General features: G+C 55.4%; 11 protein-coding genes. 7 read left to right on the top strand and 4 right to left on the bottom strand.

Annotation, left to right across the window (positions count from 1 at the left end):
- The 5 genes from ACTIKR_RS17635 to ACTIKR_RS17615 form a co-directional block, all read left to right on the top strand.
- Window positions 1–845 (top strand): NADPH-dependent oxidoreductase (locus tag ACTIKR_RS17635; RefSeq protein WP_442328534.1); only part of this gene is annotated, 845 nt, incomplete at its 5' end.
- 282 nt (window positions 846–1127) lie between these two features.
- Window positions 1128–2024: a LysR substrate-binding domain-containing protein gene (locus tag ACTIKR_RS17630; protein WP_193089536.1), complete on the top strand. Its 897-nt coding sequence runs from the start codon at window positions 1128–1130 to the stop codon at window positions 2022–2024.
- A 379-nt stretch (window positions 2025–2403) separates the two neighbouring features.
- The gene (locus ACTIKR_RS17625) at window positions 2404–3585 is read left to right on the top strand and encodes an alpha-hydroxy acid oxidase (protein ID WP_193089537.1); all 1182 of its coding nucleotides are present in this window, start codon (window positions 2404–2406) and stop codon (window positions 3583–3585) included.
- A gap of 71 nt (window positions 3586–3656) precedes the next feature.
- Window positions 3657–4649, top strand: a complete 993-nt coding sequence (locus ACTIKR_RS17620; RefSeq protein WP_100699298.1) for a Bug family tripartite tricarboxylate transporter substrate binding protein — start codon at window positions 3657–3659, stop codon at window positions 4647–4649.
- 383 nt (window positions 4650–5032) lie between these two features.
- Window positions 5033–5707: a GntR family transcriptional regulator gene (locus ACTIKR_RS17615; RefSeq protein WP_192871362.1), complete on the top strand. Its 675-nt coding sequence runs from the start codon at window positions 5033–5035 to the stop codon at window positions 5705–5707.
- Window positions 5708–5801: 94 nt separating this feature from the next.
- On the opposite strand, the gene ACTIKR_RS17610 is transcribed toward ACTIKR_RS17615, so the two are convergent.
- Genes ACTIKR_RS17610 through acnA form a run of 4 tightly spaced genes read right to left on the bottom strand, consistent with a single transcriptional unit; the run spans window position 5802 to window position 11709 of the window.
- Window positions 5802–6797 (bottom strand): CobW family GTP-binding protein, encoded by a 996-nt coding sequence (locus tag ACTIKR_RS17610; RefSeq protein WP_193089538.1) that lies wholly within the window; start codon window positions 6795–6797, stop codon window positions 5802–5804.
- Between the two features lie 25 nt (window positions 6798–6822).
- On the bottom strand, window positions 6823–7548 hold the full coding sequence (locus ACTIKR_RS17605; RefSeq protein WP_193089539.1) for an isochorismatase family protein: 726 nt from the start codon (window positions 7546–7548) through the stop codon (window positions 6823–6825).
- A 29-nt stretch (window positions 7549–7577) separates the two neighbouring features.
- Entirely contained in the window at window positions 7578–8948 is a 1371-nt protein-coding gene (locus ACTIKR_RS17600) for a dihydroorotase (protein WP_100699295.1), read from the bottom strand.
- A gap of 52 nt (window positions 8949–9000) precedes the next feature.
- Window positions 9001–11709, bottom strand: a complete 2709-nt coding sequence (gene acnA, locus ACTIKR_RS17595) for an aconitate hydratase AcnA (RefSeq protein ID WP_226817094.1) — start codon at window positions 11707–11709, stop codon at window positions 9001–9003.
- A gap of 318 nt (window positions 11710–12027) precedes the next feature.
- On the opposite strand from acnA, the gene ACTIKR_RS17590 reads away from it, so the two are divergent.
- The gene (locus ACTIKR_RS17590) at window positions 12028–12921 is read left to right on the top strand and encodes an isocitrate lyase/PEP mutase family protein (RefSeq protein ID WP_100699294.1); all 894 of its coding nucleotides are present in this window, start codon (window positions 12028–12030) and stop codon (window positions 12919–12921) included.
- Window positions 12922–12930: 9 nt separating this feature from the next.
- A partial coding sequence (locus ACTIKR_RS17585; protein WP_442328533.1) for an SDR family NAD(P)-dependent oxidoreductase occupies window positions 12931–13622 on the top strand: 692 nt, incomplete at its 3' end.

Here is a 13622-nt window from a genome sequence, read left to right as displayed (position 1 = left end):
AAGATTCTTCTACCCATGCCAAAACTAGCGGCGCAGCGCAAGACCTTCTGCACGCACGTTACCAGCAGGCTGCATTCATTCCGGATGAACTGAACGCAACCATCGAGACGCTGTTCAATCATCGCTCAGTGCGCGCCTATACCGACGAGGCACTCAAGCCCGGCACGCTGCAACTGCTGGTTGCTGCCGCGCAATCGGCCTCTACGTCGTCCAACCTGCAGACCTGGAGCGTGGTCGCGGTCCAGGATCCGGCGCGCAAGGACCGGTTGGCACAACTGGCGGGCAATCAGGAACATATACGGCGCTGTCCGCTGTATCTGGTCTGGGTGGCTGATCTGGCGCGCTTGAAGACGCTGGGCGTCAAGCGAGGCGTCGCGCATGATGGCCTGACATATATGGAGGCTTTTCTGGTGGCCGCCATTGATTCTGCACTGGCGGCGCAGAATGCGGCAGTTGCTGCCGAATCCATGGGATTGGGCGTTGTTTACATCGGCGGAATGCGCAACCAACCCGAGGAAGTGGCCAAAGAGCTTGGACTGCCCGACTATGCATTTGCGACCTTCGGCATGTGTATCGGTTATCCAGACCCGGCCAAGCCCGCTTCAATCAAACCACGCCTTCCGCAATCGGCGGTTCTGCATAAAGAAACGTACGATGCATCAGCGCTTGATGACGCCACCCAAAGCTATAACGCCACCATGGCAGAGTTCTATAAGGCGCAGGGAATGAAGAACGACGCGGCGTGGGACATGCATTCGCTGAACCGGCTTCGCGGACCGCAAGCCCTCACTGGCCGGCACCGGCTGGTTGAAGCGCTCAATAATCTGGGGTTTGAGCTGCGATAGCCAATTTGGCGTTTGAGCAGCGAGAGCAGGGCGTGTTCAGTTCCTCAAGCCGAAGGATGAGTGTGCACGAAAAGCTATTTCAAATGTAATCATTCTGACTCGGCCCTTCGTTTTAAAAGGCCGCTGCCTGCAAGCCGCTCTGCCGAGCATGGCACGGTACGAGGCAGTCCAGCGTGACACGGCCTGCCCCGTACCGGACAACCGGCAGAGAACGGGCCACAAGCCGCCGCACAGCGCAGAAAAGCGCGAACAATGATATCCAGAAACGCGAATGACTGACTTATGCAAAAACGTTTGACGCCTTCCATTACTTCCCTTCAGTGTTTTGAGGCCGTAGCGCGACACATGAGTTTTACGCGTGCCGCTGAAGAAATGCATTTGACGCAAAGTGCCGTCAGCAAACAGATTGCACAGCTGGAGTCAATCCTGAAGCACCCGCTATTTCGCCGGGTCAGGCAGCGGTTGCAGTTGACGCCGGCAGGATTACTGTATCAGTCTGAAGTCAAGGAGATCCTGACGCGAATCGATATGTCGTCGCGGTATATCCTCTCTTATGGCAGCGAGACCCAGGTGTTGACTATCGGCACCCAGCCAACCTTCGGCGCCCGCTGGCTTATTCCCCGCATCAACCGCTTCATGAAGGAAAATCCGAGTATCCACATCAAGGTGCAGAGCGAGCTAAAGCCGTTTGATCTGGTGCAGGCCAAGATCGATATCGCTTTTTTTTACGGACGAGGCACGCTGCCGGGGGCCGAATGCAGGGAAATGTTTGAGGCAGGGATGATACCTGTGTGTCATCCCGACCTGATACCACCAGAAGGAATACACGAGCTGGCGTGTCTGGCCGATATGATTCTGATTCAATGCGCATCGCGTCCTGAGGCATGGCATGATTGGTTCTATCACCAGCATTTTCATACTGATAGCAGCTATAACGGCCCCAGGTTCGATACGTTCTATATGTGCATGCGGGCCGCACAGGCCGGTTGTGGCATTGCTATCGTGCCGCGCCTGCTGGTTCAGGAAGAACTGCGCGACGGCAAATTGATTATTCCATGGCATTATGAACAGCCAAGCGATGGATCCTACTTCGTCGCGTATTCAGAACACTCTGCAGAAGTACCCAAGATCAAGGCTTTTGTGGCCTTCGTTCAATCAGAGGTCGCCACCGGGCTATAACGGGTAGTGGAGAGTTCATGGAAACGATCTGGTGGCTAGATCCATGAAAAGCCGATAGTGCATGGATTCATGAAAAAGTGATAGTGGACAGGTTCATGAAAAGGCATGATGAATGAGTTCATGAAAAAAAGGAATGATGAGCCCATATTTTTTCATTTGGCTGACGCGATCGAACGTGCTTTAATTGCAGTCTTTGTTGCTTGCGTTCGAGATTAATCCGGTGAACCGGCAACCGGTCAGTACGGGTCACGGCGACTAAAGCTTCCCATAGAGCCCCTAGGATTTTCGCCTGCTGTTCCGGATATTCTCGCCTTGGCATCCCTGGCGTCATGCATCGCGTGCAGGCAGGGTGTCGGTAGTCATAACAGCAGAGAAGTGCATGAAGAACCTTGATCGCTACTATTCCATATCCGACTTTGAAAAGAAAGCCAGAAAGCTCATGCCGCGTTGCGTGGCGGGTTACGTTTGTGGCGGCACAGAGGACGAAGCCTCATTGTCGGAGAGCCTGGCGGTTATGAAGCGTATCGGGTTCCGACATCGGGGTCTGCGGCCGGTCGAGCAGCGTACGAGCGCGGTATCCCTTTTTGGACAGACCTACGCGATGCCACTGGGATTTGCACCCACGGGGTTTTCCGCTATCGTGATGCATGAATGTGATTTGACGCTTGCTACAGTGGCAACAGAGACCCGCATTCCGTTTGTGATCAGCGGAGCGTCGAACGTGCCGCTAGAGCATTTGCAGCAGGCCACAGGGAATCGATGCTGGTATCAGGCCTATTTGCCGGGGGATATTGCACGCATAGACAAGCTGCTGACGCGGTTGAAGCGGGCGCAAATTCCGGTGCTGGTTGTGACTATTGACACATGCGTAGCCGGCAACCGTGAGAACATCAAGCGGCTGGATTTTACCGTGCCCTTCAAAATAAGTCCGAGACTGATCCTGGACGGAATATTGCATCCGCAATGGAGTTTGAACGTTTTCATGCGAACGTTGATTAAAGGCGGTGTTCCCAGATTCTCCAATCTTTACGAGCAAATTGGCCCGCCCATCACGCAAGATCCGCCTAACGGATTTCGTGGCGGTCGCGACCGGTTATCGTGGGAGCATATGCGGTGGATACGCGATAACTGGGAAGGCAAACTCGTGCTCAAAGGAGTCATGCATCCGGAAGACGCCCGGGCAGCAGTCGTGGCAGGGGTTGATGGCCTGATCGTATCGAACCACGGCGGCAGGCAACTGGATGGCTCCATCTCACCGCTGCAAGCGCTGCCCGATATCGTTGACGCGGTTTCTGGCGCCATGCCGGTCATGATCGACGGCGGTTTCAGGCGCGGCGCCGACGTACTCAAGGCGGTTGCGCTGGGCGCCAGTATGGTGTTCACCGGCAGGCCACAATTATATGGAGCGGCAGTAGCGGGTAGCGCAGGCATTCAAAAAGTCGTCGATATTTTTCATTCCGAAATCGATACGAACATGGCCTTGCTCGGCAGCAGCTGTTTGCAAGAGCTGACAGTCGATTGTCTGCAAACGGTCGACGCTCCGCGACTCGCGCGATTGTGATCAAACGCTCAACAGAGCAAGAAAACGATGCGCCCGGCGCTGCCGGGCGATGATACTTTATTGGAGGAACCATGAAACACATAAAACACCAACTGACTAACCTGGCTGCCGTATTAGGGCTGCTGGCCGCACCGCTGACTTATGCGGCCGATGCCGCGACGGACTACCCAGCCAAACCCGTCAAGCTGGTTGTTGGCTACGCGCCAGGTGGCACAACGGACATCAGTGCGCGTTTGATGGCCGATATGCTTTCCAAGGAACTGGGTCAGCCATTCATCGTGGAAAACAAACCTGGCGCAAATAGCAATATTGGCGCCGAATATGTTGCCAAATCCAAGGCTGACGGCTATACGCTGCTGGTCGGATCAATTTCAACTGCAATTAATCCCTCTCTGTATTCGAAACTGGGATATGACCCTATGAAGGATTTTGCGGCAGTCGGCCTCTTGAATATTGTGCCCAATATTATGGCCGTCAATCCCAAGGTGCCGGTCAAGACTGTCAAGGAATATATTGAGTATGCAAAGAAGAACCCGGATGCGCTGACGTGCGCCTCGCCAGGCAGCGGTTCCTCGGCGCATCTTGGTTGTGAGCTGTTCAAAATGAAAGCCGGTATTTCAATTTTGCACGTGCCTTATCGTGGCAGCGGCCCGGCAGTAGCCGATTTGCTGGGCGGACAGGTTTCTTCGATTTTTGATAACCTGCCCCCATTGCTGCCTCATGTGCGCTCAGGCAAACTTACCGGACTGGCTGTGACCACCGCAGAACGTGTACCGTTCGCTCCGGAAATTCCGACGATTGCCGAGTCCGGGGTAGCAGACTTTAACGTGGCCGCCTGGTTCGGTATATTGGCCCCCGCGGAAACGCCGCCGGCGATTATCGAGAAAGTCAATGTGGCGCTTAACAAGGCACTTGCAGATCCCGCATTGATCGAAAAGTACAGCAATAATGGCTTCTTGATGCCCACTGCACCCAACACACCGGCTTCATTCAAGGCATTCGTCCAGAGCGAAGTGAACAAATGGGGTGAGGTTGTGAAGGCAACAAACCTGAAAATAGACTAACGCCGGATCGTGCAGGCCGTGCTCATTGCGGCCTGCCGTTTCGGTGCGGTGGGGCCGGATTCTGTGAGATGCCACCTGATCAAAGGTGAGGCCCCTGCCGACCAACACAGCAGGGCCTCGGAATTCGGTTCATCGATACACGCTCTTCGACCTGCCGATGGCCTTGCGGCAGACCAAACAAGGTCGCAAAGAAATCCATGTTCTGCCGTGGACGTAATCACATATGGCGTGCAGTCTTGTCTTTCGAACGGAATGCTGACACATCAATAGAAAGCGGTTGTGGCGGGATGAAACAGTGGCTGGGCGCTTTGTTCGCTTGGGTTGTTTGATGATGTAAAAAGAGTTGACACTTTTACATCGTATTTGATAGGCTACGGCTCACTATGAACATGAGCACGACCGAAAACACAATCAATAAACAAGAGACTCAAATTCCCTTGGCGGACACCGTGTTCCAACGCATTCTGGATGCCATATATGACGGCAGATTAGCTCCGGACAGTGTCATTAATGAAGCATCAATGGCGCAAGAGTTCGGCGTAAGCCGAGGCCCCGTGCGCGAAGCCATCCGGCGGTTGCAGGGCATTCAGCTTGTTACTCGTGAACCATACATCAAGGCGCGGGTTATGTCACTCTCGGCTGAATCCGCACTGGAACTGTTCCAGATGCGTATGGCCCTGGAGGGCATGGCATGCAATCTTGCGACACAACGCATGTCGGATCAGGAGATAGCCGCACTGCTCAATGAGATGGAGCAAGACCGCCAACTGCGCGCCACCGGAGCCGAGCCGCCCCGGATATTTGATTTTCACGAGCGTATTGTCCGCGCTTGCGGCAACCAGCGAATTATCGCGGCGCTCTGCAGCGATCTGTATCATCTGCTTCGCATTTATCGTCGGCACTCGGGCACCGTGCTTGAGCGTAAGGATGACGCATACGCCGAACATTGGCAGATTGTGCGGGCCATAAAAAGCCGTGATGGAGATCTGGCTGAGTCCCTGATGCGCTCACATATTGAACGTGCGGCAGCGCACCTTGTTCATCATTTGCCGGTTTAGGCGATTGATGAGTCTGCGACGATTTGATGACGCGGCTGCGGGGGCGGTTTTACCACGGTAAGCGGAGCCCGATGGGGTCTGCTCGTCTCTGTTTCTACAGAAGCGCGATGGCCGCTTCCAACTCTTCTCGACTGAGCTTTTCAGTAATCAGCACCAGAGCACCTTGCTGCTGCTCTTCAACGGCACGGCGCAGTTGTCGGGGCGCGCTAAAAAGGTGGTGCACGCCATGAACGGCGTAGTAGTCGCCATCCTCCATGCGCAGGATGCCCTTGGCGCGCAGCAATGCTTCGCCGTGCTGTCGTTGCATGACATGGACCCAGTTGGCATAATCTTCCCAGCATACTGGCTTATTGATGTGAAAGGTGTGCGCCGTAATCCCATATCTGAAAACGTGTCCCAGCAAAGAAGTTCGGTCACTTATGGCCGGCAACTGCTGAGGCCGGTCATCTGTATTCGCGAGTAGCCGGCCTATTCCCGCTGCGTCCAGCGTCGGTCCGATTTGTATTTCGGCATGAGGGTTGCGAAGGCTCAGGTCCTGTTGCAGATTCCCGATTGCTGAAGGATTTTCCAGCAGATCGGTCTTGGTGAGAATGAGATGATCTGCTACGGCAAGCTGGGTCGCCGCCTCGCGATAGGAACTGATGGCTTCCAGCCCATGAATGGCGTCGATCGTGGTAATGATGCCCGCCAGGCGGAATCGGCGTGCAATAGCGGGATCGCCGCCAATCGCGTTGATAATGGCGCCCGGGTCGGCGAGCCCGGAGGTTTCGATGACAATCCGGTCAAAGTGAGGTATCTCTTGTCTGAGCCGGCGGTAATAAAGCGACTCCAGGCTTTCCTGCAAGGAGCCGCTCATGGCGCAGCACAGGCATCCGGAATCCAGCAAAACAATGTCGGTATCGCTGGACTGATCCACCAGCAGATGGTCCAGTCCAACTTTACCGAACTCGTTAATAATGACGGCGGTATCGGAGAACTCGGGACGATGTATTAAGCGGCTCAACAGGCTTGTCTTCCCGCTGCCGAGAAACCCCGTTAGCAGAAAGACAGGCGTCGGTTGCGAAGTGATCGAGCCTGTTCGGTCGGACATTAGACGAAACCTTTCGCGTTAATAGTCATGCTGCGCCACGTTCTGAACCCGGCAGCTCGCGCAAATAATCAGCAACTTCTGCAGTTGGGATCACATCTGCGTACTTGCAATTCATATCGAACAAGTTGACCGCGTGGCTTGCCTGGAACCGGTCGAAGGTCGCCTCTTCTGGAATGATTACCTTGAAATTATATGAATATGCATCGACCGTTGTCGCGCGCAGGCAGCCAGAGGTGGCGCAGCCTACTAATATCAGCGTATCGACATCGAAAAAATTCAGATGGCTCATGAAGATGGTGCCGAAAAAGCATGAGGGTTTCTGTTTGGTAATTCGGATATCCTGCGGGCGTGGCGCCAGCGGGGCAACGGTTTCGGTGGCGTGGGTATTGGCCACAACGGTTTTTTCACCGCCACGATGGTTTTTTCCAACCTGAACGCCGCTATCCAGAAGGTCAGGCCGACGGCCACTTTCTGTATAAAAAACTGGAATGTTCTTTTCGCGGGCCAGTTCAAGCAAAGGCACCATGTGCGCGACAGCGTCCCAGGCCTCTTTGCCGCAATGCGTGCGGTATTGCTTGAGGCCTTCCAAAATGTCTTGTGGCGTATCGCCGCAAAAATTGTATTGCACATCGATGATAAACAGAGCAGGGCGTTTGCCGAAGCCGCCACGTTTGCCGTAGCCGGCGGCCTGGAAAACCTGTTTGTCGCGCTCGGTGAGGAAATCTTCCCAAATCCGCTTGGTTTCACTCATGTTTGTTCCTATAAATCAAAGTTGGGTTATTAAGGATTCAGGCGACGCAGGAAGCGCCCGCCTGGGAGATTGCTAGCGTCTTGCGTGATCTTCCCATCCACGGCAACGGTCCGGCCCCGCACCAGTGTTCTGACCGGCCAGCCTTTGAGTGTCATTCCTTCGTAGGGTGAGTAGTCAGAGTTGGACTCCAGCGTGTCAGGATCGACCGTTTTCTCAAGATTTGGATCGACAATCAACAGGTCTGCGTCTTTGCCGATTTCTATGCTGCCTTTGTCCGGCATGCCGTAAATCTTCGCGGCATTTTCACTTGCGACTTTGATCAAGGTTTCAAGCGGAACCTTGCGCTTGTGATAGCCCTCGTGCAGCAGGATGGGCAAAATCATGCCGGTACCCGGAAAACCATTGCTGGCTGCCCAGATGTCCTTGTCTTTTGTTTCACGCTTGCGAGGCACATGATCCGAGCCAATGGTCGTTACCGAGCCGTCCAGCACGCCTTCCCACATTGCTTCGACGTCGTCCTGCCCGCGAACGGGCGGATTGACTTTGGCATAGGTGCCGGCAGAGGATTCGTCGTTCAGAAAAAGATAGTGCGGACATGTTTCGACGTACATGGGCGGCGCGTTCGGGGTAAGCCGGTGGCGGCGTACTTCGTTCAGCGCTTCGCGGCTGCTCAGATGCACAATGTTGACGGGGGTGCCGGTCTTTGTGGCGAAGTAGCACACGCGATGCACGTTTTCCGCTTCCAAGAAATCGGGACTTTGTTCGTTCCATGCTTTCAAGTCGTCACGTCCGGCGGCCCGCAAGGGATCGCGCAGCAAGGGGATCACTTCCACGTTCTCGCAGTGCACGCCGAGCACCGCGCCAGGAATCTTGGCTGTTTCGCGCAGCGCGGCGAACAACAGGCCGTCGTCGATGTCAGTGAAACCTTTGGACAAGCCCGATGCGCCTTTGTACATCATGTAGAGCTTATAGGAAGGGACGCCAAACTGATGGGAGATCTCGCTCAACGTTTCAACATGCAAATGACTGGTAATGCCAAAATGAAAGCCGAAATCAATACAGCTTTGATTCTGTGCGCGCTCGCGGACGGCATCAAATGAGTCGCGTATGTCTGCTGAACGATGGAATGATAATACGGTTGTCGTGCCGCCCAGCGCAGCAAAGCGAGACTCAGTCTCGAAATCTGTCTCAGGAGAGCCGAAACCGAAATGCACATGCGGGTCAATAACGCCGGGCAATGTCCAGAGCCCCTCACAGTCTATCGTTTCCGCTGCCTGGAGGCGGGCGTTGGGCTCGACAATGAGTGCAATGCGGCCATTGCGTATTCCGATCTGGCCTGGTGTCAGGCCCTTGCCAGGCAGCATGATTTGGGTATTGGTCAGTACGAGGTCCAGTTCCATAGTGTCGTCTTCAGTATTGTTAAGTGTTGAGCCGGGGGTGTGCAGTATCGGGTTAATCGTTTGCTTGCAGGAAGCCGCGAAGCACGCTGCGGGGAATGCCGCCTTCCATGATCAGGTGTCGCTCTGCGGCCGTCAACACTTGCGGGCGTACCTGGAAGCGGATTTCGCGACCATCCTGTCGGGCGCTGACGTTGATGAGTTCGCTGTTCGTAATTCCTGCTTCAACGTTTTCGAAATGGAAAGATTCGCTGCCGGTCAGACCCAGTTGTCGCCAACCTTCTCCTTCCTGGAACGCCAAAGGCAGAACTCCCATGCCGACCAGGTTGGCGCGGTGGATGCGTTCATAGGACTCGGCAATTACCGCCTGTATTCCCAGCAGGGCGGTGCCCTTTGCTGCCCAGTCGCGGCTGCTGCCGGTGCCGTATTCTTTGCCGGCCAGGATAATTGTTGCATGGCCTTCCTGTTGATAGCGCGTTGCCGCCTCAAATATCGTCATTTCTATGTCGTCCGGAAAATACCGGGTAAAGCCGCCTTCAACTTCCGGCACCAATTGGTTTTTAGTGCGGATATTGGCGAATGTCGCGCGTGTCATGATTTGATAATTGCAGCGACGCGCAACGTAGCTGTTGAAATCGCGTGGCGTGATACCGGCCTCCAGCAGGTACTGGCCTGCGGGAGTATCGCTGGGTATCTCGCCCCCGGGAGAAATATGGTCTGTTGTCAAGGAATCGCCGAAGGCGGCCAGAACGCGGGTGGCATCCAGTGATTGCGCCAGCCTGGCCAGTCCGTCGCCATCTGACGGATGCTTGAAAAAGGGGGGCTCAATGAGGTAATGCGAGTCGGGATTCCAAGGGAACAGCACTCCCTCGGGGGCATGCATATCGCGCCACATTTGAGTATCGATCACTGCACTGTGATATGTCTCGGAAAAAGTCTCTGGCTTGCCGGCCAGCGGCAACAAGGCGGCTATGTCATCCGGCGTTGGCCAAACGTCCTGCAGATAAATGGCTTTGCCGTTGCTGTCGTGGCCCACGGGGTCACGCTCAAAATCGATGTCGATTCTTCCGGCAAGTGCATAGGCCACGACAAGCGGCGGTGCACCGATATAATTGGCGCGGATCAGTTTGTGTATACGACCTTCAAAGTTTCGATTGCCTGACAGCGCGGCTGCGACGACAAGCCCTTTCTTTTCGATCTGCGCTATGACCGCGTCATCCAGTGGCCCGGACTTGCCGCCGCAAGTCGTGCAGCCATATCCGATCAGATGGAATCCAAGCGTTGCCAACGGTTGAAGCAGGCCGGCATCTTCCAGATATCGTGTGACAGTGCGTGAGCCCGGTGCGAGCGACGTTTTGACCCATGCCGGGACAGTCAGCCCGAGCGCTACGGCTTTACGGGCGATCAACCCTGCGGCGAGCATAACGCTTGGGTTAGAGGTATTGGTGCACGAGGTAATGGCAGCCAGTACGACAGCGCCGTGATCGAGCTCGTCGATGCTGGAAATATACGAGCGCGGCGGGCGGGTGGCGTTGTTGTGCGCGCCGAATCCGTCTTCGGACAGGGGCTTATCCAGCCGGCGCCTGAAGTCAGCAGCGACGGCATGGATTGGCAGCCGATCCTGCGGCCGACGTGGCCCGGCAACCGAGGGTTGTGCGCGCGACAGGTCGATTTCCAGCACGCGACTGTACCGGGGTTCCTGTTCAGGCGAAGACCGGAAAAGCCCATTGGCTTTGCAGTAGGCTTCAATCAGATGCACGTGCGCCGGGTCGCGGCCCGAACTGAGCAGATACTCAAGTGTTCGAACATCGACAGGAAAGAAACCACAAGTGGCACCATACTCGGGAGCCATGTTTGCGATGGTGGCGCGTTCCTGGACTGACAGGGCCGGCAGCGCGGGGCCGAAGAATTCAATCATGGTTCCCGTAACCCCTTCCATGCGCAGCGCCTCAGTAATAAGCAAAGCGGCATCTGTTGTCATGGCAGGGGGCGCGATGCTGCCGACCAGCCTGACGCCGACTACCTCTGGAATAGGGAAGGTATAGGCATGTCCCAGCAAAGCCGCTTCCGCGTCGATACCACCCACGCCCCATCCCAGCACGCCAAGCGCATTGATCATTGGCGTATGCGAGTCGCCGCCGATGACAAAGTCCGGATACAGCCAGGCGCCGTCTTTTCGCTCGTCTTTCATGACTACAGAGGCAATGTACTCCAGATTGACCTGGTGGATGATACCTGTGCCGGGGGGAAATACACGCAAGCCGCGGAACGCTTGTTGTGCCCATTTCAGAAACTCATAACGTTCGTTGTTGCGCTCAAATTCACGACGCAAATTAAGCGACATCGCGTCTGCATTCTTCCAGTTGTCCACCTGCAGCGAATGATCCACTATCAGGTCAACGGGAACTTGAGTGTCGACGGTGGCGGGGTCCCCGTTATTGCGCGCCACGGCATCGCGCAGTGCTGCCAGATCCTGAAGCACCGGCAGGCCACTGGAGTCAGGCAGAATAACCCTGGCCACGTGTAACGCAAGTTCGGCGCCGACGTTTTCATTCCACTTGAGCAGGGCAGCGACTTCGTTTTCGGTAATGTTGGCGCCCCAGCTCTTATGGCGACAGACGTTCTCCAGAAGCACGCGTATGACGTACGGAAAGGCGGATAGGTCCTGTCCGGATGCCGCTGTAATGTCGTGTATGTTGGTATAGCGCAGGGACTGCTGTTGGATCTGTATTTGTTTTGTCATGGCATAGACTTGTTGGCGCATGAAGGATTTCATAAGGTTAAATTTAACGCCTGAAATTGTCAACAGTTTTCCCGGTGAAGGCAGATTTTGTCATCTATCAGTCAATCTAAATATATTCAATAAAAATTTAATATTGTTAATTATCAATCGATTATATACATAAAGTGCCTGGAGATGTATCGAGCATGCAGTGGTTTGAAAATTAAATTGATCAAAAGAGTTGACAGTTTAGTGAATGGATTGATATTCTGTTGGGCATTCGGGGGCGATAAGTGTTTAACGCCTCTCACGATTCGTGAAGACAGTCTTTATGTTTACTTTTGTGGGAATGGACAAAGAATGAATAGTGCCAGCAAGTTTCGGGCGTTACTGAAAAGTGAAGCCTTTATCGTTTCACCCGGAGTCTACGATGGCTATAGCATACGTCTGGTCGAAGCCGCCGGCTTTAAGACGGCATGCACCAGCGGGGCTGCGATCTCCAATTCACTGCTCGGCGTGGCTGACATCGGCGTTATGGGACTGGCAGAGAATGTCAACCATTGCCGCAATCTGGCGCGTTCGGTCTCTATCCCCCTGACGGCGGATGCAGATACCGGTTACGGCAACCCGGTAAACGTATTTCACACCGTCCGGTTGTTTGAAGAGGCCGGTGTGGCGGGAGTCAATCTTGAAGATCAGGTCAGCCCCAAGCGTTGCGGGCACATGCCCGGCAAAGATGTCATCAGCGAAGCCGAGATGGTCAAGAAAATCGAGGCGGCATGTCTGGCGCGTCACAATGACGACTTCGTGATCGTGGCTCGTACGGATTCCCTGGCAGTAGAAGGAATCGAAGGCACGATCCGACGAGCCAAGGCTTACGCAGCGGCGGGTGCCGATATGCTGTTTCCGGATGCTGTGCGCACCGAGGACGACATCCAGCGAATTGTCGATGCGGCGGGCATCCCGGTGAGCGTCAATATGGGCTTCGGCATTCGCGCGCGCCCCACCACGCCCCTCATTCCACTGCCCCGATTAAAGGAAATGGGTGTCAAGCGCATCAGCCTTCCGCGCATGTTGCCGGCCGCAGCAATTCACGCAATGCAGCAGGCCTTGGGCGTGATGCAGGAAGTGATTGCCACGGGCGAGCCGGCAGATCGACCGGATTTGCTTGTGGGCATTGAAGACATTATGAAGCTCATGGATTATGAAAACATGCGCGCCCTGGAAAAACGCCTGACGACTCTGGATCAGTGAGGAGCGCGGATGTGTGCTGAACGTGTCGCCGTCATTACCGGTTCGGCTTCGGGTATAGGGCTGGCGCTCGCTCAGCGCTTGCTAGGCGCAGGCTGGACGGTATGCGGGATCGACTGTCAGCCCTGGCCGATGTCGGCTTGCCCAGCCTATACGCATTATTCGTGCGATCTGACGGACCACGCTAGCATCGACGCAATGGTGACACAGCTGCCGGGGCAACTGCACGCTTTTGTGCATTGTGCCGGAGTCATGCGTAGCGGCGGGGCTTTTGATTCGCAGCCACAAGAAACGGAGTTGCTGTGGCGCCTGCATGGTGCCGCGCCATTGGCTCTGGTCGGCCATCTTGGCCCGCGTCTGGTCGAGAGGCTGGGACGAATTGTGCTGGTCTCAAGTCGTGCCATGCTGGGTCGTGCACGCCGAGCAGCATATGCAGCTACCAAGGCTGCACAGGTCGGTATGGCGCGTAGTCTTGCGGCCGAACTCATCGGGCGCGGCATCACGGTAAATGTGGTGGCGCCTGGGGTGGTCGATACGCCGATGCTGAACGATTCGGCGCGCGGCGCAGCCCCCGTGCTTGATCTGCCGTTAGGTCGCCTGATTCGCCCCGACGAAGTGGCCGCGACCATCGCCTTTTTTCTTTCGCCCGAGGCTGGTGCGATCACAGGGCAAACGCTATACGTGTGCGGTGGCGCATCCATAGG

The organism is Advenella sp., from assembly GCF_052108595.1.
Lineage (GTDB): Bacteria > Pseudomonadota > Gammaproteobacteria > Burkholderiales > Burkholderiaceae_B > Advenella.
This window is presented reverse-complemented; position numbering and strand designations above follow the sequence as displayed.